24 protein-coding genes and 1 tRNA gene are annotated in these 22935 nt (G+C 56.2%); 11 read left to right on the top strand and 14 right to left on the bottom strand.

All coding sequences use genetic code 11. The features are described 5' to 3' along the window. Positions 1-3 precede the first annotated feature (3 nt). Together ACR0EV_RS20870 and ACR0EV_RS20865 are read right to left on the bottom strand one after the other, a co-directional pair. A complete protein-coding gene (locus ACR0EV_RS20870; RefSeq protein WP_480801857.1) occupies positions 4-1182 on the bottom strand; it encodes a biopolymer transporter ExbB in 1179 nt (392 codons plus the stop codon). Positions 1183-1251: 69 nt separating this feature from the next. Further along, a complete protein-coding gene (locus ACR0EV_RS20865) occupies positions 1252-1782 on the bottom strand; it encodes a gamma-glutamylcyclotransferase (protein WP_480801856.1) in 531 nt (176 codons plus the stop codon). 67 nt (positions 1783-1849) lie between these two features. Between ACR0EV_RS20865 and ACR0EV_RS20860 the strand changes: the two genes are divergently transcribed. Next, positions 1850-2851, top strand: coding sequence for a DUF2125 domain-containing protein (locus ACR0EV_RS20860; RefSeq protein WP_480801855.1), 1002 nt, complete (start codon positions 1850-1852; stop codon positions 2849-2851). Here the strand turns inward: ACR0EV_RS20860 and ACR0EV_RS20855 are convergent. The 4 genes from ACR0EV_RS20855 to ACR0EV_RS20840 all read right to left on the bottom strand — a co-directional run bounded on the left by ACR0EV_RS20855 (position 2848) and on the right by ACR0EV_RS20840 (position 7130). Next, the gene (locus ACR0EV_RS20855; RefSeq protein ID WP_480801854.1) at positions 2848-3651 is read right to left on the bottom strand and encodes an extensin-like domain-containing protein; all 804 of its coding nucleotides are present in this window, start codon (positions 3649-3651) and stop codon (positions 2848-2850) included. The two genes, ACR0EV_RS20860 and ACR0EV_RS20855, sit on opposite strands and share 4 nt — an antisense overlap. Continuing rightward, a complete protein-coding gene (locus ACR0EV_RS20850) occupies positions 3648-4568 on the bottom strand; it encodes a prephenate/arogenate dehydrogenase family protein (protein WP_480801853.1) in 921 nt (306 codons plus the stop codon). The genes ACR0EV_RS20855 and ACR0EV_RS20850 overlap by 4 nt, the downstream gene beginning before the upstream one ends. Continuing rightward, positions 4565-5650 (bottom strand): histidinol-phosphate transaminase, encoded by a 1086-nt coding sequence (gene hisC, locus ACR0EV_RS20845; RefSeq protein ID WP_480801852.1) that lies wholly within the window; start codon positions 5648-5650, stop codon positions 4565-4567. The genes ACR0EV_RS20850 and hisC overlap by 4 nt, the downstream gene beginning before the upstream one ends. A 64-nt stretch (positions 5651-5714) precedes the next feature. Continuing rightward, a complete protein-coding gene (locus tag ACR0EV_RS20840; RefSeq protein ID WP_480801851.1) occupies positions 5715-7130 on the bottom strand; it encodes an aminotransferase class V-fold PLP-dependent enzyme in 1416 nt (471 codons plus the stop codon). 102 nt (positions 7131-7232) lie between these two features. On the opposite strand from ACR0EV_RS20840, the gene ACR0EV_RS20835 reads away from it, so the two are divergent. Beyond that, positions 7233-7694: an Lrp/AsnC family transcriptional regulator gene (locus ACR0EV_RS20835; protein WP_480801850.1), complete on the top strand. Its 462-nt coding sequence runs from the start codon at positions 7233-7235 to the stop codon at positions 7692-7694. A 3-nt stretch (positions 7695-7697) separates the two neighbouring features. On the opposite strand, the gene ACR0EV_RS20830 is transcribed toward ACR0EV_RS20835, so the two are convergent. Further along, positions 7698-8522, bottom strand: coding sequence for an SDR family oxidoreductase (locus tag ACR0EV_RS20830; protein WP_480801849.1), 825 nt, complete (start codon positions 8520-8522; stop codon positions 7698-7700). A gap of 165 nt (positions 8523-8687) precedes the next feature. Between ACR0EV_RS20830 and ACR0EV_RS20825 the strand changes: the two genes are divergently transcribed. After that, entirely contained in the window at positions 8688-9572 is an 885-nt protein-coding gene (locus tag ACR0EV_RS20825) for an AraC family transcriptional regulator (RefSeq protein WP_480801848.1), read from the top strand. Between the two features lie 50 nt (positions 9573-9622). Here ACR0EV_RS20825 and rpsD read toward each other — a convergent pair whose 3' ends face one another. Both rpsD and ACR0EV_RS20815 read right to left on the bottom strand, forming a co-directional pair. After that, positions 9623-10243 (bottom strand): 30S ribosomal protein S4, encoded by a 621-nt coding sequence (rpsD, locus tag ACR0EV_RS20820; RefSeq protein ID WP_171091779.1) that lies wholly within the window; start codon positions 10241-10243, stop codon positions 9623-9625. A gap of 243 nt (positions 10244-10486) precedes the next feature. After that, positions 10487-10951, bottom strand: a complete 465-nt coding sequence (locus tag ACR0EV_RS20815) for a hypothetical protein (RefSeq protein ID WP_480801847.1) — start codon at positions 10949-10951, stop codon at positions 10487-10489. A gap of 353 nt (positions 10952-11304) precedes the next feature. On the opposite strand from ACR0EV_RS20815, the gene ACR0EV_RS20810 reads away from it, so the two are divergent. Continuing rightward, positions 11305-12069, top strand: a complete 765-nt coding sequence (locus tag ACR0EV_RS20810) for a DUF3299 domain-containing protein (RefSeq protein WP_480801846.1) — start codon at positions 11305-11307, stop codon at positions 12067-12069. A 124-nt stretch (positions 12070-12193) separates the two neighbouring features. On the opposite strand, the gene ACR0EV_RS20805 is transcribed toward ACR0EV_RS20810, so the two are convergent. Beyond that, positions 12194-13027 (bottom strand): AraC family transcriptional regulator, encoded by an 834-nt coding sequence (locus tag ACR0EV_RS20805; protein WP_480801845.1) that lies wholly within the window; start codon positions 13025-13027, stop codon positions 12194-12196. Between the two features lie 121 nt (positions 13028-13148). Here ACR0EV_RS20805 and ACR0EV_RS20800 point away from each other — a divergent pair, with 121 nt between their 5' ends. Next, positions 13149-14111 (top strand): acetyl-CoA carboxylase carboxyltransferase subunit alpha, encoded by a 963-nt coding sequence (locus ACR0EV_RS20800; protein WP_480801844.1) that lies wholly within the window; start codon positions 13149-13151, stop codon positions 14109-14111. A gap of 3 nt (positions 14112-14114) precedes the next feature. On the opposite strand, the gene ACR0EV_RS20795 is transcribed toward ACR0EV_RS20800, so the two are convergent. The 3 genes from ACR0EV_RS20795 to ACR0EV_RS20785 all read right to left on the bottom strand — a co-directional run bounded on the left by ACR0EV_RS20795 (position 14115) and on the right by ACR0EV_RS20785 (position 16732). Then, a complete protein-coding gene (locus ACR0EV_RS20795; protein ID WP_480801843.1) occupies positions 14115-15245 on the bottom strand; it encodes a lytic murein transglycosylase in 1131 nt (376 codons plus the stop codon). Positions 15246-15358: 113 nt separating this feature from the next. Beyond that, a complete protein-coding gene (locus tag ACR0EV_RS20790; RefSeq protein ID WP_480801842.1) occupies positions 15359-16006 on the bottom strand; it encodes a GntR family transcriptional regulator in 648 nt (215 codons plus the stop codon). A 30-nt stretch (positions 16007-16036) separates the two neighbouring features. Further along, positions 16037-16732, bottom strand: coding sequence for a M48 family metallopeptidase (locus ACR0EV_RS20785; RefSeq protein WP_480801841.1), 696 nt, complete (start codon positions 16730-16732; stop codon positions 16037-16039). A 100-nt stretch (positions 16733-16832) separates the two neighbouring features. Between ACR0EV_RS20785 and ACR0EV_RS20780 the strand changes: the two genes are divergently transcribed. Then, a complete protein-coding gene (locus ACR0EV_RS20780; RefSeq protein ID WP_480801840.1) occupies positions 16833-17159 on the top strand; it encodes a TIGR02300 family protein in 327 nt (108 codons plus the stop codon). A 142-nt stretch (positions 17160-17301) separates the two neighbouring features. Continuing rightward, positions 17302-17377 (top strand) — tRNA-Ala (locus tag ACR0EV_RS20775). Between the two features lie 215 nt (positions 17378-17592). On the opposite strand, the gene ACR0EV_RS20770 is transcribed toward ACR0EV_RS20775, so the two are convergent. Further along, positions 17593-18927, bottom strand: coding sequence for a tetratricopeptide repeat protein (locus ACR0EV_RS20770; protein ID WP_480801839.1), 1335 nt, complete (start codon positions 18925-18927; stop codon positions 17593-17595). A gap of 78 nt (positions 18928-19005) precedes the next feature. Here ACR0EV_RS20770 and ACR0EV_RS20765 point away from each other — a divergent pair, with 78 nt between their 5' ends. From ACR0EV_RS20765 to ACR0EV_RS20750, 4 genes are all read left to right on the top strand, one after another. Beyond that, on the top strand, positions 19006-19245 hold the full coding sequence (locus ACR0EV_RS20765) for a hypothetical protein (RefSeq protein ID WP_480801838.1): 240 nt from the start codon (positions 19006-19008) through the stop codon (positions 19243-19245). A 25-nt stretch (positions 19246-19270) separates the two neighbouring features. Continuing rightward, the gene (gene gntH / locus ACR0EV_RS20760; RefSeq protein ID WP_480801837.1) at positions 19271-20737 is read left to right on the top strand and encodes a guanitoxin biosynthesis MBL fold metallo-hydrolase GntH; all 1467 of its coding nucleotides are present in this window, start codon (positions 19271-19273) and stop codon (positions 20735-20737) included. A gap of 14 nt (positions 20738-20751) precedes the next feature. Further along, positions 20752-21732: a CobW family GTP-binding protein gene (locus tag ACR0EV_RS20755; protein WP_480801836.1), complete on the top strand. Its 981-nt coding sequence runs from the start codon at positions 20752-20754 to the stop codon at positions 21730-21732. A 354-nt stretch (positions 21733-22086) separates the two neighbouring features. Further along, positions 22087-22755 carry a hypothetical protein gene (locus ACR0EV_RS20750; RefSeq protein ID WP_480801835.1) on the top strand — a complete coding sequence of 223 codons (669 nt, stop codon included), beginning with the start codon at positions 22087-22089 and terminating at the stop codon, positions 22753-22755. Positions 22756-22935: the final 180 nt, after the last annotated feature.

Raw genomic sequence — 22935 nt, 5'->3', positions numbered from 1 at the left:
GGATTATTCTCCTTCCGGCGTGGTGCGTACTGCGCCGCGCGGCAGAGTCAGGGCCTTCACAAGAAGTTCGATGTCCTTGCGGAATTCGTTCATGCTTTCCTGTCGACCCGCTGAAATCTCTTCGAGAATCCGCAGCAATTGCACATCCATCGAACGCAGGCGCATCCGGCTTTCGGCATCGATGCCTTCACCAGCGCCGTGATCGCGCATGTGATCCAGCAAAGCATCTTGCCCAAGGGCCACACGTTCCAAAGCCGAGGTGACGCTTTCGCTGTTGGCTTGGCGATTGTTCATCTCACCAATCACATCGACCAGTTGCCCAAGCTTGGCGGAAACCTCCGCCCTCTCGCTTTCCTGAGCGGAAAACAGATCCTGCAACGCGTCCATCTGCTCGGACATGGCATCCAGAACAGGTGTCAGCACGGCGATCTCAGCCCCACCTTCTTCGCCACCGGCAAATCCAACGCGGGTGATCGATGACAACCATTCCTCAAGCTCGCGGTAAAATCGGTTTTGCCCGTGGCCCGCGAAGACCTCCAACAGACCAACGATCAGAGATCCGGCCAGACCAAGCAGAGATGATCCGAACGCCACGCCCATGCCCTGTAACTGTGCCTCAAGTCCGGTCATCAGTCGGTTGAAGACGGCCAGACCTTCTTCGCCCTCCTGCGGGTTCAGACTGCGTATGGTGTCGACAATGGCGGGAACGGTTGTCGCCAAACCAAAGAATGTGCCCAAAAGACCCAAATAGATCAGGACGTTGGTGATATAACGGGTGATCTCCCTCTCTTCCTCGACCCGCTCAGCCACGGAATCCAAAATCGAACGGGTTGAGGTAGAACTGATCTGCGACCGGGCACCCCTCTCGCGCAGAAGTGACGCCAAGGGGGCCAGCAGTTGCGGCGTGCGGGCGTCTTCACGAACAACACCACCGACAAAAGCTTCGATCCAGCGCACCGACCCGATCAACTGTGTCACCTGATAAAAACAGGCCAAGACGCCAATCATGAACACCAGTAAGATGAACCCGTTCAGATACGGGTTGGCGAAGAAAACCGGTAAAACGTAAGGCAGCGCCAGAAACACACCCAGCCCGGACAGGCCGATTGCCATCAACATCAACAAGATTTGTCGTGTTGGATGCGAGAAATGGGGTCTCGCGCCCTGATGTGCCTGCGCCATGCGCGTGGTTCCCGGTCTTTGCCTGCTCTGCGACGAATCTAGCGAAAATCCGCGGGTGACGCCAAGAGTTTATGCGGTGATGCTGCGCACCCGTTGCGCCAACCACTCAAGATCGGGGTCGCGCAGACCGATCTCGGCCAGGTGCTCGGCGGTATTGTACAGGTATTCATCGTTGGGACCGCGCCCACCGATAGCATGTGCGATGATCTGTGCCTGATCCTCTAGCTGCATCCCACCGCAATATTGTACATGATCAGCATCAATCACGTAGGTCACGGCGTTTACGATATCGCCGGTTTCCAGGTGCACATCCAGCATCCGCTCGACATAGGCTGAAGAAATCAACTCTCTTTCGCGCAGCTCGTGCAGGGTGCGATCTTCGTGGCCAGCCTCAACCGCCAGGGCCAGACCGGTGCAATTTGCGTTTGCCTGCTCGTCCAACGCCAACACCAGACCCGGTTTTTCCTCGGTCCCGCGATGGTGGATCGAACTCATGCAGAAGGATCGTGCAAACCCATGCAACGTCGCGCGTTCGCTGCGTGCCACTGGAAAGCCCGGATTCCACAGCAGCGATCCATATCCGAATACCCACATCGTCATTGCACTGGTCCTTGCCTGTTTCGGCCTATAAACATCAAATCCAAGGCAGGAAAAAGGGCCAATGCTCATGCGCCGTCTATTACGAGTGTTCATCTTTATCACCGTTCTGTGGAGCGCCTATTGGTTCATTGCCGGATATGGGCTGCGCAATGCCATCACCGGTTGGTTTGATCAGCAGCAAGAGCTGGGCTGGCAAGCGGACTTCTCGGACGTTGCCACGGCGGGCTATCCGACCCACCACATGACACAGTTGAACAATCCCGCCCTTGCAGATCCGGAAACGGGCACCGCCTGGAGCGCAGATTGGATTGAATTCGAAAGCCCTGCGATCTGGCCCGGACGTCAGATCCTGCGCTTTGCCGATACACCACAACGCCTGTCTTACTTTGACCAGACCTCAACGATCGAGGCAGATGCTCTGCAGGCGCACTTGCAATTGCGGCCAGGTGTAGCGCTGGTTTTGGAAAAAATGGCGCTGACCGCAGGACCTTGGTCTATCACCGAGAACGCGCAGGCGTTGGCCGCAGGTGGAACGCTAGAGCTGTTGATGGAACAAACTGCCGCGCCCGAGGCTTATAATATGGCTGTTCGCGTGGACGGCTTTACGCCCGGTGATGACCTGCGCAGCCTTATGGAATCCGCCACTTCGTTGCCGCAGTCCTTCGACACGCTGGAACTGGATATGGTGGCAACATTCGACAAACCCTGGGACCGGTCCGCGCTGGAACAGGGTCGTCCTCAGCCGGTCAGGATCGACCTTAAGCTCGCTGAGGCCAAGTGGGGTGGGCTCAGGTTGTTTGCGACCGGTGCGCTGGATGTGGATGCGCAAGGAATTCCAACCGGAGAGATCGCAGTCAAGGCGGAAAACTGGCGGGACATGATCGCCATGGCAAATGCGGCGGGTGCCCTGCCCGATCAGGCCGTCGATCCGGTTACGCGCGCGCTCAACTTTATGGCTGGGCTGGGTGGGAACCCGAATGCATTGGACTTGCGGCTAAACTTCCGCGACGGGTTTGTGGCGCTTGGGCCTTTGCCCTTGGGACCTGCCCCTCGCCTGATCCTGCGTTAGCGACAATAAGGTCCGCTTCGATAGCGGGCCGTGTCCAGATGGAAATGATCCCGGTGATAGCGATCTGAATTTGGGCCCAGAACGGTTCCAAATGGCCCGCACGCGCCACGCCAGATTTTCTTGAGTTGTTTCTGCGAGGGGTTCTTGCGCCAACCGTTCAGAACAGTCACCACCTCTCCATCTGCCATTTTGAACCCAGATATATCGATCGCGCGTCCCTTGCCATGTTCAGAGATCCGCGCGCCTTTTCGATTGTTACGCGTCCGACAGGCGTAGTGGGCAGCCACTTGCAGTTCGACCACAGGGCCACGACGCTTGAAGGTAGGTTTGACCGTTTTTTCGACCCATTTGTTCAGCGCAATCGCGGTGCCGCAGTCCATTGTCGATGGACGGCTGAGCACGACGCCCGAGACCGAGGTGATCTGTACCGCATCCTTGACGCCACAAGCTGAATTCTTACTGCCAACGCGACCCACGGGCTTGCCCTGAATGGCGATGTCACCGCAAACCGAGCTTTTGCGCAGTTTGCGCTTTTTGAACAGCACCTCTTGCTCCAGCCATTTGGGACGCATCAAGGGTCTGAGCGGCACGTCCGACGGGCGTATTGCGGCAGCTGTGACCTGCGGCGCGATCGGGCGAGGCACCGGCCGCACAGTGGGTTGCAAAGCGGCTGGCACAGCCGCCTGGTCCAACGCCGGACGCGTCAAAGGTACAAGGGATTGTTCCAGAGGCGCAGCCTGTGACGTCATAGCCGCAGCGGCCATAACCCCGATCAGAACGTGCCTCCAGCGCAATTTCATGAACCCGCTTTTCCTCGTCCGAAGTCCGGAGCATCCGTGTCCTGCCCCGCATCGATAATGCCGCGACGAATAGCACGGGTTCGGGTGAAGTAGTCAAACAAATGCTCTCCGTCGCCGGTCCGGATGGCCCGTTGCAGCGCGAACAGTTCTTCGGTGAAGCGGCCCAGGATTTCCAGCGTCGCATCCTTGTTGGACAGGAAAACATCCCGCCACATGGTCGGGTCGGATGCTGCAATGCGGGTGAAGTCCCGGAAACCGGCGGCCGAATACTTGATGACTTCACTGTCGGTTACGCGTCGCAGGTCGTCTGCCACGCCAACCATTGTATAGGCAATCAGGTGCGGCGCATGAGAGGTCACGGCCAGCACAAGATCATGGTGATCTGCGTCCATCTCATCGACATTTGACCCCATGCCTTCCCACAACGCACGCAGGCGGGCAATCGCCTCGGGATCCGAGTTCTCGACCGGGACCAGCAGACACCAGCGGTTGTCAAACAGTTCTGTAAAACCAGATTCCGGGCCGGAATGTTCGGTCCCTGCCAATGGGTGCGCCGGGATAAAATGCACGCCAGCGGGGATGTGCGGCTGCACAGCGTCGATCACATGGCGCTTGACCGAACCAACATCCGATACCGTTGCGCCGGGTTTCAATACAGGTGCTACTTCTTCTGCCACAGCCCCCATTGCGCCGACAGGAACACAGAGGACAACCAGATCGGCACCCTCAACGGCCTCTTGCGCGGTATCGCACACGCGGTCGCACAGCCCAATTTTACGTGCAGTGTCCCGCGTGGCCTCGGACCGGGCATAGCCCGTGACTTCACCGGCCAGCCCTGCCCGTTTGATCGCCCAGAACATGGACGAAGCAATCAGGCCCAGCCCGATCAGCGCAACGCGGTCGTAAATCTGGCTCATGCTGCGCCCTTCTTGAATGCAGTGATCGCCGCAACCACTCGGCGGCAGGCTTCTTCGTCGCCCACGGTGATCCGCAGGGCGTTCGGCAGGTTGTAGCCCGCAACCCGACGGACAATCAAACCTTGGGTTTTCAGGTAGTCGTCACAGGCTTCGGCCTCAGCCCTGTCAGCAAACCGTGCAAGGATGAAGTTTGTGCAGGACGGGTCCGAAGGCACACCGATCTTGGCGAGCTCCTCTGCCAACCACACACGCAGACGCGCGTTCTCTGACTGACAGAAGGACAGAAAGTCGACATCGTTCACTGCGGCTTCAGCCGCAGCCAACGCGGTGAGTGACAGGTTAAACGGCTGGCGCACGCGGTTCAGCACGTCGATGATCGATTGGTGCGCATAGCCCCAGCCAACCCGCATTCCGCCCAGCCCGTACACTTTTGAAAAAGTTCGGGTCATGATGACGTTTTCATGGGCATCGACCAGAGACACACCGCCGTCGAACCCATCCACAAACTCGGCATAGGCCCCGTCCAGAACCATCAGGCAAGTTTCAGGCAGACCCTTTGCAAGCCGTTCCAGATCGTCATTCGAGATCATGGTCGAGGTCGGATTACCCGGGTTGGTAACAAACACGAGCCGCGTCCGCCCTGTCACCGCCGACAGAATGGCATCCACATCCACCTTGCGGTCACGCTCGGCCACCATGACCGGCATCGCACCAGCCATACGGGCGATAATCGGGTACATCGAGAACCCGTGCTCGGTATAGACCACCTCATCCCCCGGCCCCGCATAGGCCTGAGCGATGAATTGCAGCACCTCGTCGCTGCCGACACCGCAGACGATACGCGCCGGATCCAGCCCATGGCGTGCACCGATGGCCGCGCGCAGGCTTGCATGATCCGTGCTTGGATAGCGATGCAAAGTTGCCGCGCTGTTGCGCACGGCCTCAATGGCCTTGGGGCTTGGCCCAAACGGGTTCTCGTTCGAGCTTAGCTTGATCACATGCTTCACCCCGGCCACATGCGACTGGCCGCCCTGATACAGCGCGATGTCCATAATACCGGGTTGTGGGGTGATCTTGGTCATGAGAGGCTCCGTTGAATGGGCCTCTCATACCTGTCTCAACGGGTTGAGAAAAGCGGCAATTCCATCATGCGGCTTTGAAGCGCGCGGTCGCCGGGTCGGCATCGTAGAAGGGCGCAAATTCCTCAGTCCGGTGGGACAGGTCATTAACGCTGTCGATGATGAACTGTACCGTTTCCTCGCTCATCAGATACGAGAAATTCAGCCGCACCCAGCCGGGTTTTTTCATCTCTTCCCCTGCAGACAGGGCCGCGTGCAATTCTTCCGAGGTCGCCCGATCAATGCCAAGCAAGCGATGCGCATAAGGTCCCGCGCAGGCGCAGCCACCACGGGCCTGAATACCATAAATGTCGCTGAGCATCCGGGTGAACAGCTGCTGATGCACCGGCTGTCCAGAGTTGTCACAGACAAGGAACGAGAAGATCGGCAAGCGATGCGGGTTCTCGATCCCAAGCAAAGTCAGGTGCGGGTTGTCCTGCCACCCCTCCAGAGCCATCTGGTTGAATTGAGCCTCGCGTCTCGCGATTTTTTCTGTGCCAACCACATCTTTGACGATGAAGGCCAATGCAGCGCGAATATCTCCGATTACGTTGGGTGTTCCCGCTTCCTCCCGAGTTGAAAGGTTCGCGCTGTAATCGTGACGCCAAGGCGAGACAAAACTGACGGTGCCGCCACCTGGCCAGCTTGGGCAGGTCCGCTGTACGGCAGTTTGGTTCACGACCAAAACACCTGACGCGCCCGGTCCTCCCGGGAATTTATGCGGTGAAACCACGATCGCATCTTTTCGTGCATCCGAAGGGCCCATGTCCATCGGCAGGTACGGCCCTCCACCAGCGTAATCCCAAACGGCCAGTGCACCATGCGCCTTGAGCAACCGGGTGACCGGATTAGGATCGGTTATGATGCCTGTCACGTTGGACGCCGCCGAGAATGACCCGATTAACAGATCGGCGTTTGCATGTGCCTTGAGAACAGATTCCAGCGCTTGCAGATCTACACCCCCGCCTTCGTCTTCGGGGATCTCGATCACCTGCGCCTTGCTCTCGCGCCAAGGCAGAATGTTTGAATGGTGTTCATACGGTCCGATTAAAACAACCGGTTGGTCAGCCTCTTCCACTCCCATCAAACTGACCAACCGGTTGAGCCCCGCCGTGGCACCGGACCCGGTGAAGATCACCGCGTCTTCTCCCCTCGCGCCAACAAGGCGGGCTATCTCATCGCGTGCCTCACGACGCAGACGTGTCATATAAGAACCGCAGTAGGAGGCCTCGGTATGGCTGTTCGCATAGAACGGCAACACGTGCTGCGCGACATAGTCTTCGACCTGCCGCAATGCACGGCCCGAAGCGACGTAATCCGCGTAAACAAGCGGTACGTCCCCATGCAGACCCGGGATCAGAACGTTTTCTCCGATCAGCCCATCGCGCAGGTTGGAATTGTGAGTGGTGGAACAAAGATCCGCACGAAATTTGGACAAGGTCATGGTATGGGCTCCTAACTGCCTAACCAATGTGATTTATCCGTACCGGGGAATCTTCACCTATCTTTGCGTAGATTTCGGAAATTTTGTGTCATATGATTAGATATGACTTCAAAATTAGATCAAATTGACACGCGCATTCTGAAAGAGCTGCAAAAGGACGCCACCCTGTCCCAACGGGAACTGGCGGATCGTGTTGGTCTTTCTCAAAACGCCTGCTGGCGGCGATTGAAGGCCCTGAATGAAAATGGCGTCCTGACTGGATCCACCGCCCGTATCGCACGCGAGAAACTAGGGCTGAGCCTTGTGGTCTTTGTCATGCTGCGCACGCGGCATCATTCGGCCGAATGGCTGCAGGCGTTTCGCAGCCATGTTCTGACCATCCCAGAAGTCGTGGATTTTCATCGCATCGGCGGAGATTACGATTACCAGTTGAAAGTCGTCACCGAAGATATGGCGTCTTATGACAAGGTCTACCAACGCCTGATCGAAAAGGTCGAACTGGACAGTGTGACCTCGTATTTCGCGATGGAAGCGATCGCCGAAGGGCGACCGCTGCCGATTTAAACCTCAGGCCAGCCCGAGCATTGTTTTCATTCCACCAATGAAGGTTGCATCGTCCAGCGCCTTGCGGTTGTCGAGATATTCGACCGCATCTTCGCCCGCGCGATACCGCAACGTGTCAGTCCCATCGGTCACCGCATCCCAGATCACGTTGGCCACGACGCTGGGCGGCGAGGTGCGCGATGCCATCTCTTCAGAACCCCAGGTGCCGAACAGAGCCTGAACTACGGGTTGATATTCCGTCATGCCTTCATCATTGACGAAATCAAACGAGCGACCACCGAAATCCGTTGCGATCAGCCCGGGCTCGACAATCTTGACCTTGATGCCCGCCGCAGCGAGTTCGTAGTGCAGCGACTCTGACAGACCTTCGACTGCGAACTTCGTGCCGTGATACAGCGCCCCAAGCGGGAAGGTAATCTGCCCGCCGATAGAAGAAATGTTCACAATGCAGCCAGACCTGTTGGCGCGCATATGCGGCAATACCGCTTTGGTTACGGCCAGCAGACCGATGACGTTGGTGTCGAACTGCCGGCGAATGCGATCCATCGGGAACGCCTCCAATGGCCCATAAGCTCCATACCCCGCATTGTTCAGCAGAACATCAATCTGGCCGAAGCGCGCAATCCCCTCTGCCACGGCCGTTGTGATCGAAGCTTCGTCGGTTACGTCCAGACGCGTGACCAGAACGTTTTCCAACTGCGACAACTCGGTTTCCTTTTCCGGGCTGCGCATTGTTGCAATGACGTTCCAACCTTGCTTCTGAAACAATTCTGCCGTGACTTTGCCGATACCCGACGACGCGCCGGTGATGAGGATGGTCTGTGCCATAGTCTTTCTCCGCAATGATAAGCCTGAGAGACAAATAGCTCTGCGCGCCGCGAAGTACCTGCCAGATCCTCCTCAAAATCTGCCTGTTTCTCCAAAGCTTCGGATTTTCCATGGTGCGAGCGCACCCCACGAACTATGCTGAGCATAACCAAAAGGCGCTACAGCATGACGTTTGATCTGATCACCGAAATTTGCAAAGCCGCAGACGGACAGCCAGAAAACGCACCGTTTTACGCGACCAATCTGGATGGGTTCGGCCTGCTACATGACGTCAGAACCAAACCCATTGAGGCGCAGGTGTACAATCCGATTGTTTGCCTAGTTCTACAAGGAAAGAAGGAAACACGCGTAGGACATCGTCTGGTCCAGTTCGGAGCAGGCGACTCGTTGATCGTCAGTCATTCCATCCCGGTATTGGCCGCTGTTACTGAAGCGAGCCGGCATAAACCATATGTCGGGCTTGTCTTCTCACTCGACTTATCGATCCTTCGCGGCTTGTACGATGAAGTCGGCTCTGCTCCTGTGGCACCCGAACCGGCACAAAGCCTTGCCGCATCCAAAGCCACGCCTGATCTTATCGATGCCATGACCCGCCTGTTTCGCGCCAGTCAGAATGCGATGGACACGCAGGTATTAGCGCCAATGATCAGCCGCGAAGTTCACTACCGACTACTGCAAGCTGATCATGGTGGAATGCTGCGGCAAATGTTGTGGCGCGACAGCGCCGCCAGCCGAATCGCACGTGTGATTGATGTTATTCGGGCAGGGTTTCGAACCCCACTGCCGGTATCTGACCTTGCGCAAACCGCAGGGATGAGCGTTTCAGCCTTCCACGCGCATTTCAAGTCGGTGACGGCCAAATCTCCGCTGCAATATCAAAAAGACCTCAAGTTGCTCGAAGCACGGCGGATTTTGTCGCACGGCGCGGCAAGCGTATCGCAAGCGGCCTTTGACGTGGGGTATGAAAGCCCGACCCAGTTCAGCCGAGAGTATTCCCGCAAATTCGGCGTTTCACCACGGCGGGATATCGGCACGCAGAACGCAGTATAAAAAAGGCCGCGCAGATTGCGCGGCCTTGTAAATCTGTTTTTCGGCAAAGATTAGTTCTTCGCGTAGAATTCGACGACCAGGTTTGGTTCCATCATCACCGGATAAGGCACATCGCTCAGGCCCGGTGCGCGCACGAAAGTCGCGGTCATCTTCGAGTGGTCGGCGTCGATGTAATCTGGAACATCACGCTCGGCCAGAGCAGCAGCTTCCAGAACGATGGCCAGTTGCTTGGACTTGTCGCGCACTTCGATCACGTCGCCTTCTTTGACGCGGTAGCTGGGGATGTTAACCCGCTTACCATTCACTTTGACGTGGCCGTGGTTCACGAACTGACGTGCGGCAAACACGGTCGGTACGAACTTGGCGCGGTAGACAACGGCGTCCAGGCGGCGTTCCAGCAGACCGATCAGGTTTTCACCGGTGTCGCCTTTGACACGCTCGGCTTCGGCATAAATGCGGCGGAATTGCTTCTCTGTCAGGTCGCCATAGTAGCCTTTCAGCTTCTGCTTGGCGCGCAGCTGCAGACCGAAGTCCGACAGTTTGCCCTTGCGGCGCTGACCGTGCTGACCGGGGCCGTATTCACGACGGTTGATCGGGGATTTCGGACGACCCCAGATGTTTTCGCCCATCCGGCGGTCGATTTTGTACTTGGCAGACGTGCGTTTGGTCACGGCTGATCTCCTTCGTTTAGGTCGAGGCCCTAACAGGCCACTATGAAGGGCGTTGTCCTCTTGAGGTTTCCCCCATGACAGGTATCCCCTTGCGGGGGCCACCAACACCAATGAAGCCGCGCTTATATCCGCAGAGGTCACAGAGTCAATAAGCGAAATCAGAAAGGGAAGTAGCTAAGGGCAAACGCATCGAAAAAGTGCGGCCAGTGACCCGGTCAGCGGAAAGCCGGATAGCGATTGGGCTTAGGTTTGCCGCGACGCGGCCTGATGCGGAAAGCTTACAACCGTCGAGTCATAAGTAGGCTGAGCAAATGCCGATGCAGCGAAGTCATTCACTTCACTGACCCAAAATGCCTGATCCCGTGGCGGACATCCGTCGGTAAAAACAAAGGTCGGGTCAATTTCGCCTTGTTGTACGACCAGATCCGCTCTGAAACGCTGTGCACCGTTGGTCAACACGACTGAGCCGCACACGTCTCCGGTAACATCACGAACAACGGCAAATCGATCCTTCGTCACTGATGTGATCGCACCTGCACTACCGGATCGCTCAATTGCCTGTTCGATGTCTTCGCTCAGAAACACGGCCTGACCGCGCCAGGACCAAGCCGCTCCAATGACCAAGAAAGCCCAAGGCGGCGACTCGAGCTCATCAAGCTCTGTCTGTTTCCATGAAATGGCTATTTGACCGTTTGTACCGGCTCTCATCTGCCCACTCGCACTTTTTACCACCCCAACACTTATTCCAACGCTTATCAGCACAAATTTCGGCGGAAAAGAGACGGAATTGCAGCATTCACGAGAATGTTGCATATGTGAATCACAACTCCGTGAGAAACATCCAAAGTTTTACTGCAGCTACAAAGGGTTCAAGACAATTCCCCTCCAAACACCGAGTTGCGAAAATGTTTCCTATAAATATCAGATTGATACTCTGAAGCTCGGCAAGTGTCCGAACCAAGCGCGAGCACGAAGTGACATCACAAAAACCGAAGCAGCCTACAAGACTGCGTTGGAATGGCTTAAGTCTTTTCTAACGATGATCGTTTTGGAGAAAGTGCATGCGGAGTTGGCTCAGGTGTGCAACCGTCGCCGCGCTGGCGCTGACTACGCAGGCATCGGTTGCGGCATCCGGACTTGCACTCGAATGGTCGGACCTTCCCGATCCTTCTGCGCAGGAATTTGACGACCCTTTTCGTGACCTCAGTGCCGAACAGCTGGATGATCTACAGTTTGCCGTGCGCCTACGGCTCAGGTTGCAACAAAATGCCGGCAGCGCCGAAGAACGAATTAAATGGCAAGAGTTGTTGAAAGAGACAGAAGCCGCACTGGCGCGTGATCAGATTGACGTCGACTGGATGCTGAACCAGCGCGAGACTGTTATCCAACGGCGTACGGTTGCAGGCACAGCCGGCAATCCATTGCATGATGGTCAAACCATCACTCTGGACGGTTTTGCGATTCCCGCGCCACCAGACGCGGATGGTCATCCTGTCGCTTATCTGGTGCCCGAGCCAGGAATGTGTAGCCACAGGCCCCCACCGCCGCCAAACCAGATGATCCGCGTGCTGCTGAACGGCGACTGGGCGCCGACTTTCTACCACGAACCGGTACGCCTGACCGGAATGCTGTCGATTGCACCCTCAGAAGAGCAGATGGTGGTCGTGGACGGCCTGATGCCGATGCACGCGACATTTCTGCTGGAGGTTGATCAGGCCAATCCATTGGCCTCACCAGAAGAAAATCTGGAATGGAATGAAATCCTGATGGATCGTATCCGCGCGGCAGATCATCGAAAGACCGGAGGCTTTGGGACAAGCGACTGATCAATCGGTACAAGCCTTAAGGAAACCCCTTTGCCCCGCTATTCTGTTTCGGAGCGAAATGCTTGCAAGTTAAATAAAGAGAAATCGACAGGGCCCCGGACGAACCCTGCCGACTCGTCACAGATTACTTCAAAGGTAAGCAGATTTCGGTCAGCAAATCCTCGGGCGCTGTTTCGCGCGGGTCGTTGAGGTAAATCTCGTAACAAGGTTGATCCGCGGGTTCTTCACCAGACTCCGGCAACCAATTGCCGAACAAGCTGTGATAGGCAGCGCCGATCCCTGAATATGGCCCTTTATAGGTCAGCACGGCCGTCTTACCGCCAGGAATCGAAAGCTCCTCCAGGCCTTCAGGTGTTTCATCACCCCGGAACTCAGCCCCTGCATAACTGCGTAGTTGATCTTCTGGCACGTCATCGGGGCTATCAAGGTACAACGCGAGTACTGGCCCAACCTGCGACCAAAGCTGGCGGGATTCGCACATAGCCCCAAATGCTTCAAAGCTTTTTCCGATCTCGGAATAGGCCCCTTTGTGCGGCAGCGCGACAACGCGGCGGGCGGGTTCAGTACGCGTGGTAACAGGATGCATCGGATATCCTCCGGTTTTGAAATCAGGATGAGCGGGCAGAAATTGGCCCGCCTTGCGAAAGGCAGCGGGACTGCTGCCATAAGCCTCGGAAAAGGCGCGCGCAAAAGAACTTGGATTAGGATAGCCCACGGACAACGCAATGTCCGAGATCGCCCGATCCGTACTCACCAGCCAAGTGGCCGCCCTGTGCAGGCGAACACGGCGCACCGCCTGCGCACAGGTCTCACCGGTCAGAGCGCGAAACACACGGTGCCAGTGAAACCGTGACATCGCCGCCACGTCAGCAAGCGCATCCAGCGACAGGTCCCCAGCGGGGTTGTCATGGATATACGCCAGTACGCGCAAAACGCGATCTTCATAGCTGGTGGGCATCCGTGTCGTTCCTTCTTGCTGCCAATCCGTAGTCGCATATCCCGAGCCCACAAATCTTGCTGAGTTGCATCCCGGCGAACGTCAGGTCATATAGCAAAGAACTTCCGCGTTGAGAGGCGTCATGACCCAGTATCTGGATTTCGAAAAACCGCTGGCCGAGATTGAAGGCAAAGCTGAAGAGCTGCGCGCGCTGGCCCGCGCAAACGAAGAAATGGACGTGGCCGAAGAAGCTGCCGCTCTGGACGCCAAAGCCTCCAAGCTGCTGGACGAGCTTTATGCCGATCTGACCCCCTGGCGGAAATGTCAGGTGGCGCGTCACCCGGAACGCCCGCATTGCAACGACTATGTGGATGCGCTGTTTACTGAATTCACCCCGTTGGCAGGTGATCGCAACTTCGCCGACGATCTGGCCGTGATTGGTGGTCTGGCGCGATTCAACGATCGGCCGGTGATGGTGATTGGGCACGAAAAAGGCTCGGACACCAAATCGCGGATTGAGCGTAATTTTGGCATGGCCCGGCCAGAAGGGTATCGCAAGGCCGTGCGCCTGATGGAAATGGCCGGGCGTTTTGGTCTGCCGGTCATTACTCTGATCGATACGGCTGGCGCCTACCCCGGCAAAGGGGCTGAGGAACGCGGCCAATCAGAAGCCATCGCACGTTCGACCGAGATGTGCCTGAAGATCGGCGTGCCTTTGGTCTCGGTCATCATTGGTGAAGGTGGGTCCGGCGGCGCTGTGGCATTTGCGACGGCAAACCGCGTCGCGATGTTGGAACACTCGGTCTATTCAGTGATCTCGCCCGAAGGCTGCGCATCGATCTTGTGGAAAGACGCTGAAAAGATGCGCGAAGCGGCCGAAGCGCTGCGTCTGACCGCGCAAGACCTTTATAAGCTGGGCGTGTGCGACCGGATCATCACTGAGCCTAAAGGCGGCGCGCATCGCGATCGCCCGGCAGCCGTTGAAGCCGTACGCTCGGCCATCACCGCCATGCTGCAAGAGCTGGACGGCAAAGATGCAGCGGCCCTGATTCAGGACCGCCGTCAGAAATTCCTGGATATCGGCTCAAAAGGGCTGGCGGCGTAACCTTCAGCCGCCCAATCGGCGCAGCAAACCAACCGAGGGTTCACCCGTGACAGGCAGGCCATTGGCGCTTTGATAGGCGCTGATGGCGGATGTGGTGTTCTTACCAATAACCCCATCTGCGCCTTTGGTGTCATACCCGGCGGATGTCAGACGGCGTTGCAGCTCTTTACGGTCCTCTAAAGTCAGACCATTTGCGTCCGGTCCGAACGAGGCCTGAAACGGCGCGCCACCTGCGATCCTGTCCGCCAGATGGCCCACACCAATCGCATAGCTGTCCGAGTTGTTATAGCGTTTGATCACCTGAAAATTGCGGAACACAGCAATGCGCGGCCCCGGCGTCTGAGGTTGCAATACGGCGACCGGCGCGCCGGACACTGTCCCGGCCTCTCCACCCCAAGGTTGGCCTCGCACCCAACCGGCCCGCGCCAGATACGACGCCGTAGAAGCCAGCGAATCCGTCGGATCTTCGGACCAGATATCGCGCCGACCGTCACCGGTGAAATCCACCGCGTAGGCAAGGTATGAGGTCGGAATGAACTGCGTATGTCCCATTGCCCCGGCCCAACTGCCGGTCATGTTGGCGGGTGTTGTGTCGCCCTCCTGCAGAATACGTAAGGCCGCCACCAATTGCTTTTCAAAAAACGCGCCGCGCCGCCCGTCATAAGCAAGGGTTGATGTCGCCGAAACGACAGGTACATCACCACGGCGCGCGCCATAGCGGCTTTCCAGCCCCCAGATGGCCACGACGATTTCCTTGTCCACGCCGTACTGCGCTTCGATCTGCGACAGGGTGCCGTTATACTGTCGAAGCATCTTTTGACCCGTTTCAATTCGCTCATCCGATGCAGCGATGGCTAGGTAATCCTCGAGCGAGCGCTTGAACTCGACCTGGTTGCGGTCACGTTCGATGACGTCGGGCAGATATCCAGCCCCACGGAATGCCTGATCAAGCGTGGTCTGTGAAATCCCTTGCGATGACGCTCGGGTCTTAAACCCGGCAACCCAGGAATCCCAGCCGGCGTTGGGAACCGCCCGCATTCGCGATGCAGGGGCGCTTGACGGAGCACTTCCGCCTGTACAGGCAGCCAATAGCGTTGATCCAAGGCAAATAGAAAAGGCACGGCGTGAAATCATGGTTGGGGTCTGCTCTTGTTTGTGATTTGGCACAAGCGTACCTCAGCAGAACCCTACAAGCCAGAAGTGTGACGCCCTGGATGAGCCGAGTTGTCATGTCGGCGGGAAGCCGCTCAGCTTACCAGCAAACGCAACCCTTGCGTCACGTCCGAGCGTACCGCCAGCCGCAAACCCGGCTCGTCCCCGGCTTTGAGCGCAGCAATGATCAGCTTGTGATAATGCGGGGGCTCGGTCCGCCGCAGACGCCCATACAGCGCCCGCATTGTTGGCCCCAATTGCAGCCAGACGGTTTCGGCAATGGCCAGCATCGCAGGCGCTTGTGCGCGAAGATATAAAGTGCGGTGAAACTCCAGATTCGACCGAATATAGCCAACCGCATCCCGCTTGGTCACCATTTCGGCAACGGTCATGTTGATGCTCTGCAACCTATCGATCAGTGCGATATGCGCGCGGGGCAAGGCCCGGCTGGCCAATTCGACCTCCAGCAAAGCGCGCAACGCCGCCAATTCTTCGATCCGGTCATTTGTCAGCTCAGGGGTCGACACACGACCCGAAGTTGACAGAAACAGCGCCCCTTCCGCGGCCAGACGGCGTACCGCCTCGCGCGCTGGCGTCATCGAGACGCCGAACTCCTTCCCAATGCCGCGCAAGGTCAGAGCCTGACCCGGTGCCATCTCGCCATGCATGATTCTGGACCGCAGAGCCCGGTACACCCGGTCATGTGTGGCAGTTTGGGTTTCGGAAGGGCGCGCGCTAATCATCCACTTATGTGATCACAAAATGGCGCAAGGTCAACTCGGCTCTGCATCGAACCTGTATCGATGCAACTCGGCCCCGTTGTCGCGCAACCAGCGACGAGGCTTCTGATACGGACCAAAGATCTTCTCGACCTGATCCCAAAACGCGCGCGAATGGTTCATTTCAGCCAGATGCGCCACTTCATGGGCCGCCACGTAATGCAACACCTCAGGCGGTGCCAGAATAAGGCGCCATGAGAACATCAACCCGCCGTGCGAGCTGCAGGATCCCCAGCGAGACCGCGTGTCGCGCAGGCTGAGCGTGGTATAAGAGCGCCCAAGCATCGCGGCATAGTCATCACATGCACCAGACAAACGGTCCCGCGCCAGTTCTTTGAGAAACCGGGCCAATCGCCGCGCCTCGGCACCTTCAGGAACCGCGATTTCACGTGCCTGAAGCAACACCCGACGACCAGTGGTTGGAACGATTCGCCGATCAACGCCTTCTATTGGGATTGTCTGCCCAAACTGAACCTGGGCGGCATCCGGCCGATCCTGCAAATGCTGCCGGATCCACTCTTCCTTGGTACGTGCAAAATTCAGGGCTTCGGTTTCTGGCACGCCAACCGGATACGTTAACGTAACCCGCCCATCCAGTTGGGAAATACGTAAACTGATACGCCGTGCCCGGGCCGATTTGCGCAGCCTCAATGGCACCGGCGGCGTCCCTGGCAATGCGTGCTCTCCCATATTGCGACCTCTCTTGCGCAAAGACTTTGACAGTGCCCTCTGCCTGTGGCAGGTGAGCTGAATCATTTAGACGACTCACCTGATATCAAGGGGATTTGACATGCCCAAGGAAGAATGGGGCGTAAAGCGCGTTTGCCCGACAACCGGTAAGCGGTTCTACGACCTGAACAAGGACCCGATCATCAGCCCCTACACTGGCGAGATCGTGGAGCTTGAAACATCCAAAAGCCGCATGATCGCGGCGGATGCAGAAGATGCAGCTTCGGTCAAAGCGCGCGAAAACGCGTCAGACACAGATCTGGTTCTGGACGATGACGATAATGTCGATGTCGAGCTGGATGACGATCTGCTGGACGACGATGATGACAATAACGATGACGTATCGTTGGACGACATCACCGACATGTCGTCGGACGAAGACAACTGATCAAGCAAAAGGCGACCCACGGGTCGCCTTTTCCATTTGACTTTATGCCTGAACGGAAAGTTGCCGTGATTTCCATTTTTGGACTTGCACTCGGCGCGTCTGTCTCATAAACGTCCGCTCACCGCGTCGACGGTACCATAATGGGGCCTTAGCTCAGTTGGGAGAGCGCTTGCATGGCATGCAAGAGGTCAGGGGTTCGACTCCCCTAGGCTCCACCACCTCACTTTTTGAGATTGATTTTCGTTAACACCTTTAATGTAAAAGTGGTTTTAGCGGTTTGGTAACCGTTTTCGTGGGAATAGCCAAGCGGCTCCGAAATCGCCAATCTACGCACTGTTAGCTTAACGGCTAATGCGCTGAAAGCAGTTTTTCCAAAGTCGTCCAGATCCGTAAATTCCGGCATCTTGCGTTGGCCACTATGCGACGCTTTTCATCAGTATCTGCTCAGAGAATCCAGTATCGCTTGCCGCGTTGTGTCATCGTTGTGGAAAATCCTGCCGGCGAGAAACTCAGATGGAAACTCCGGCCATGTCCTGCGCATTTCGATAACCAGTCGCCGTGCTTCCTTCGAATTTCCCAACTGGTCGTGCGCGACGGCTTGGAAAAGGAGAGAAGGAGCACTTACCGGCGCACCGGCGGCGGGCGCTCCTTGAAAAGCTTCGACAACCTTTTCGTAATTCCCGAGCATAAGCTGCGATACACCCCAGATATTTCGGGCACCAAAGCGGCCCGATCCTGACCTGAGTCTTGCTGGATTGCTAACCTCGGCAGCTAGTTCCGGCGCGTTGACCATGATGGCTGTGATGCCGACAAGATCCAGAATATGACCGTCCTGCGGGGCTAGTTCGACGGACATTCTTGCATATTTCAAAGCTTCGACCGGGTTGTTTCGTGTAGCCAATACCCAACCACTTGCACCGTTTGCCCAAGCATCTGACGGAGATAGATCAAGCGCCTTTCCCGACATCTCCGAAGCTTGGCTAAAAAGATCTTCTCTTTGTGCTTCGTCCGGGGACAGCATGGCCAAAGTCGCCAGGACCTGCGCTGATCCAGCGTAACCATCGGAGAGCGCCGGGTCGAGCTCGGTGGCATGCTGGAACATTCCCAGTGCTATTTGCTGACGCTTGACGTCAAAAACAGGAAAAAACATGCCTCTGGCCTGATCTGCAAGGTTAGCCGCCTGAAGTCTTGTCAAAGACTGCTCACCAAGTGCTGCTCTCTCAGCCCGTTCTATGGATTGAGTTTTGGGCAGTACCACCTCACTATCCTGAGCAAACCAAAAGCCAACTGCAGCAATCAATACAAGGCAACCCAATCCAGCTGTCAGCAGTTGCCGCAGACGCTGATTGGCTGCACGCGTATCGCTGCTTTGTACCCTTGAGTTGGCGCCCCCTGTCGCACTTTCCTGCGAAAACCGCGGCTTGTACCCACCCGGATCTACAAAAATCCGAACGCCCTCACCGTTCCATTGATCTTCGTAAAATTCCTGTAGCAGCCGACGCAACCGTCTGGCTTCAACGCGAACAAGATTTCGACCACCGGTGCCATCAATGCTGCGCCCGTAGACTTCAACCGCGATTGCTTTGCCACGGATCTGGGCGCCGCGACCCGCGAGAGTTTCTTCGACCACGTAAGTAAGAAACTGCTGGAGGCGAGGCGAAGCCTGAAATGAGACGCTGGAAATAACGCCCTGAAGTGCCTGTCGAACAAGCTCTGGCGATGGCTGTGCAACATCTTGATCTATCGGCAATTCATTAGCTTGGTTCAAAGCAAACTCACCCCCAACTCACGGTGACTCACTTGGCCTGTGCCGTCAACCACACTCATCTTGATGTGAGAATAGATAATGGGAATCGGTATTTATCCAGTGGCTTGGGAACTGTGCGACGAGCTTCCAGAACTTTCCGATGCGCTTTCAGGGCGTATCGAAACGGATGCGTTGCTCAGCGAGGCAATTGAAGACCTGAAGAAAGTGTCGGCGCTGTTGGATGACACATCGATCACAGCCTCTGAGCGCGCGGAATGGGCCCACATCAAATCTGAACTCGTGAATGAACTTCGCCGGATGGCGAAGCGCAACTTTTGAGACACTTTCAAATGAGGACTAATCCATGACCAAGGAAGATAATGGAAAAGACCTGGAGAACAAACAGGTTCAGGCGACAGACCAAATTGAAGACCCTTCGCGGCGAAGTGTTCTTAAGGGTTTAGCCACTGGAGCTGCAGCAACAGGGGCGGCTGGGTTTGCGGCAGGGAGTGCTGAGGCCCACGAAGGAGACGGCCCACTGGGGGACGCTCTGAAGAACCCGTACGGTGGGCGACCCGCAGGTGGTATCTCTTTGCCAGAGTATTTCCGCCCGACCAAATACATGACAGGCTCAAACGCGAATTATTTTCCACTGAGTGAGGAGTTGGGGCCAGATGAGATGCGCATCTCATTCTGTGGCTCGACACCCTATCCGCCGCGCGAAGATCAGGCGGGTACTTGTATCATGGTAGAGTTGGGAAATGGAAAACGGTTCTTCTTCGACTTTGGATCCGGTTGTGTTCGCAACATCATTGCCATGCAGGTGCCGGGGCAGCTGATCAACGACATCTTTATTTCTCACCTGCATGTCGACCACTATGCCGACATTCCTTACATATATCCTTTCCGGGCCTGGTCAGGAGGGTACACTCCACTTCGTATTCACGGCCCGTCCGGTCGGACACCCGAGCTTGGCACAGCTGGGATGGTCAAAGGCATGCAGCAGATGCTCAAATGGCACCTTGAAGCATTCGATGTGTTCCCAATTGGTGACGGCTACGAGATCGAGGTCAACGAGTTCGATTTCAGCCAAGAAGGCGGTATCGTTTATGACCAAGATGGTGTGACTGTTCGGTCCTGGCCGCGCAGCCACGCCAAGGACGGCGCAGTTGGGTATCGACTCGATTGGAATGGTCTAAGCTTTGTATGGACAGGCGATGGTCGACCAGACGAGCTTTCACGGAAATACGGTGAAGGCGTTGATGTGTTTGTAACCGAAATGTCGGGACAGGATATTGGTCAGTTGATGACCTACAAATACGGTATCCCACAGGATCTGTTCAATTACACAATCGATACGCATCACACCTCCCACTATGCCGTTGGGAAGCTCTTTGCTGACACAAGGCCGCGTTTGGGAATGGTGACGCATTATACTCAGGACGAGGATATCGACGCTGAAATGCTGGCTGGTATTCGCGCCCACTATGACGGTCTGTTCCAATGGGGTCTCGATGTAGCCGTTGTGAACGTGACCAAGGATGCGATCTGGTACAGGAAAGCTGCACTGCCCGGAAAATCCGGCACTGTCCCGCCATTTCGCGAACTGGCGGCGGCGGCCGAGGCCGGGCGTATTGAGCTTCCGGATGAAATCACATTGCCGAATCCGAGGCTCACTCGAGCAGATCAGCAAGACCAAAAGTACCGCGATATGGAGATCGATCCACGCGAATACTACCCAACTGACGTTTTCCGAGCACCCGGCGGGGACTGGCCGCAGGACTTTACCATCAAAGTTTCGGATGTAATCGGCCCGCGTGATGAAGACTGAGAGGAGATCGAACAATGATTGAATTCGGTTCGACCTCTGCGATCCCCGTAACGATCCTTACCGGCTTTCTAGGAGCCGGTAAGACAACACTTTTGAACCGCATCCTGACAGGCAATCACGGGTTGCGGGTTGCAGTTCTGGTGAATGACTTTGGATCAATAAACGTTGACGCTGACTTGGTGGTTGGCCTCGAAGAGGACGTGATGAGTTTGGCAAATGGCTGCGTGTGCTGCTCGATCCGAGATGACCTGATCGAAACAGTAGAGGCCGTTCTCGCCCGGCCTGAGAAACCGGAATACATCGTCCTAGAAGCAAGCGGCGTGTCGGACCCATCGTCAATCGCGATGACGTTTACGGATCAACGGTTCCGCGACATGATCCGCTTGGACAGCCTCATGTGTCTTGTCGACGCGGAACAACTATTCGCTGCGCCAGAACAAATGGAACTGAAGCTCCGTCAAATTGCGTTTTCGGACATGGTAATTCTGAACAAGGTTGATCTTGTCGACAGGGCCACAGTTCAGAAGGTGCACGATTGGCTGGGGTCTCGATTCCGCCGATATCGATTGGTCGAAGCTGTCAACGCGGACGTCCCGCTGAACATTCTACTCTCCGTTGGTCGCTTTGACGCAGAGCAACTTGAAACAGAAATACCCGATCATCATGAGCATGGCCCCGACTGCGGTTGCCACGACGCCAGTCATTCAGACAGCTTTTCTACAACCATGATGAAAGCTGAACGCCCGATAAGCTTATCTTCTCTCCGCAGCGCTATTCGAAATCTTCCTGGTGAGGTCTATCGTCTCAAGGGTTTTGTTTTCAGTGAAGAAGACCCCGACCATCGCATTCTTGTTCAGGTCGTCGGAAAGCGCATGGACATCGCACGGGATGAAGTTTGGGGAGACCGCAAACCAGAAACCAGGCTTGTAGCAATTGGTGCACCGGGCGCCCTTTCCGAGCGCACTCTTTCAGATATGCTATTGGAGATGGCATAGCGGCACGGACAGCCAAACTTGTTTGCATGTGTCCCCAAAATTCTAACGGGTAACAGCCCGCAAATCTGCGGCCCCCAAAACCAAGTAAGGAGAAACACCTTATTGCTGAGACGTTTTAGGAGATTGATTCAAGCAAGCGTATTACGCGCACCGGCCACTGCGATTGCAATATCGGGCACGGCGGCATATGCGCAGGACGTATCAAGCCGAGATCTTTTGGATACAACCCCAGAACTCGGATTGCCGAATTCAGCCGGAGGACAAGATGCCGAGTTGCTTTCTGCTTTCCACGGGCTCGAGGCGTTACCTCGAGTAGCCAATCTCATTTGCAGGGGTTCTAGGGGCAAAGACGGGATGCCTGTCATTCTTTCGACCGAGATAGATCTGGAAACTTTGCAGGCAGGTGACTTCAGAGTTGTAACAAAGTCAGGCCAGATCGGAACAATGCACTGCGCTTCAGTGTTGCCCGCGACCGATCCTGGTGAATTGCGCACCGTGCTTCTCATCGGGGATTTTGGGACCCTTCCCGAAGATCCTCCTGTCGAAGTCGAGGTTATTGGACACCTTCATTCCATCGACGGGACACTTGATTTTCGAGGTGCCACTGTAGCCGTGACTCCGTTGGAAGACGGGCCCTCAATGATCTTTGCCGAGGTTGTTGAGGATTGGACTTTGGTCGGAAACTTGGGACCACGTCGAACCAGAGGAAGCCTTTGTCCAAGTGACAACACCTTACAGGCCGTTCGGGTAACCTGGGCGGGTGGCGTTACGCTGGCCAACGGCAAGGATCCTGGCGATGTGGAACGTGATTTGTACAGTATAACCGTAGAGGCCGAAAATGGATCTCAGCGCATTGTGACACCCGCAGCGCTTGCAGATCTGGGCGACGGAGACAATAACCACATGCTCTGCCTCGATACAAAGGATCGACCTATATCAGTGTCTTTCCCGGCTGGTATTCTGACGGATCCAAATGACGATCTGAACCCTGCAACCAGCCTTTTTGTCGCAAATCCCAAGTAAGAAACTGCTTTGAACTTGCTGCGATGTGCTCTTAGCCGAAAACACTCGATCGGACCGACTGTAGGCATTTTATTGATGAACGCTAACAAATGGACCTAATCGCAGCCTTCCGATGCATGCACAGCCAAACGATCCTGTGAATAGGCGTGCTGTGGTACAATTCGCGATAAGCATCAACAG

It is taken from the genome of Ruegeria sp. CF8 (assembly GCF_056537285.1).
This window is presented reverse-complemented; position numbering and strand designations above follow the sequence as displayed.

Coding starts and splice junctions, on each gene's coding strand:
- ACR0EV_RS20780 (WP_480801840.1), top strand. CDS start 16,833: ATGCCCAAGGAAGAATGGGGCGTAAAGCGCGTTTGCCCGACAACCGGT.
- ACR0EV_RS20865 (WP_480801856.1), bottom strand. CDS start 1,782: ATGACGATGTGGGTATTCGGATATGGATCGCTGCTGTGGAATCCGGGC.
- ACR0EV_RS20830 (WP_480801849.1), bottom strand. CDS start 8,522: ATGGCACAGACCATCCTCATCACCGGCGCGTCGTCGGGTATCGGCAAA.
- gntH (WP_480801837.1), top strand. CDS start 19,271: ATGACCAAGGAAGATAATGGAAAAGACCTGGAGAACAAACAGGTTCAG.
- ACR0EV_RS20835 (WP_480801850.1), top strand. CDS start 7,233: ATGACTTCAAAATTAGATCAAATTGACACGCGCATTCTGAAAGAGCTG.
- ACR0EV_RS20815 (WP_480801847.1), bottom strand. CDS start 10,951: ATGAGAGCCGGTACAAACGGTCAAATAGCCATTTCATGGAAACAGACA.
- ACR0EV_RS20805 (WP_480801845.1), bottom strand. CDS start 13,027: ATGCCCACCAGCTATGAAGATCGCGTTTTGCGCGTACTGGCGTATATC.
- ACR0EV_RS20800 (WP_480801844.1), top strand. CDS start 13,149: ATGACCCAGTATCTGGATTTCGAAAAACCGCTGGCCGAGATTGAAGGC.
- ACR0EV_RS20860 (WP_480801855.1), top strand. CDS start 1,850: ATGCGCCGTCTATTACGAGTGTTCATCTTTATCACCGTTCTGTGGAGC.
- ACR0EV_RS20785 (WP_480801841.1), bottom strand. CDS start 16,732: ATGGGAGAGCACGCATTGCCAGGGACGCCGCCGGTGCCATTGAGGCTG.
- ACR0EV_RS20755 (WP_480801836.1), top strand. CDS start 20,752: ATGATTGAATTCGGTTCGACCTCTGCGATCCCCGTAACGATCCTTACC.
- ACR0EV_RS20795 (WP_480801843.1), bottom strand. CDS start 15,245: ATGATTTCACGCCGTGCCTTTTCTATTTGCCTTGGATCAACGCTATTG.
- ACR0EV_RS20840 (WP_480801851.1), bottom strand. CDS start 7,130: ATGACCTTGTCCAAATTTCGTGCGGATCTTTGTTCCACCACTCACAAT.
- ACR0EV_RS20855 (WP_480801854.1), bottom strand. CDS start 3,651: ATGAAATTGCGCTGGAGGCACGTTCTGATCGGGGTTATGGCCGCTGCG.
- ACR0EV_RS20825 (WP_480801848.1), top strand. CDS start 8,688: ATGACGTTTGATCTGATCACCGAAATTTGCAAAGCCGCAGACGGACAG.
- ACR0EV_RS20790 (WP_480801842.1), bottom strand. CDS start 16,006: ATGATTAGCGCGCGCCCTTCCGAAACCCAAACTGCCACACATGACCGG.
- ACR0EV_RS20810 (WP_480801846.1), top strand. CDS start 11,305: ATGCGGAGTTGGCTCAGGTGTGCAACCGTCGCCGCGCTGGCGCTGACT.
- ACR0EV_RS20750 (WP_480801835.1), top strand. CDS start 22,087: ATGCCTGTCATTCTTTCGACCGAGATAGATCTGGAAACTTTGCAGGCA.
- hisC (WP_480801852.1), bottom strand. CDS start 5,650: ATGACCAAGATCACCCCACAACCCGGTATTATGGACATCGCGCTGTAT.
- ACR0EV_RS20850 (WP_480801853.1), bottom strand. CDS start 4,568: ATGAGCCAGATTTACGACCGCGTTGCGCTGATCGGGCTGGGCCTGATT.
- ACR0EV_RS20870 (WP_480801857.1), bottom strand. CDS start 1,182: ATGGCGCAGGCACATCAGGGCGCGAGACCCCATTTCTCGCATCCAACA.
- ACR0EV_RS20765 (WP_480801838.1), top strand. CDS start 19,006: ATGGGAATCGGTATTTATCCAGTGGCTTGGGAACTGTGCGACGAGCTT.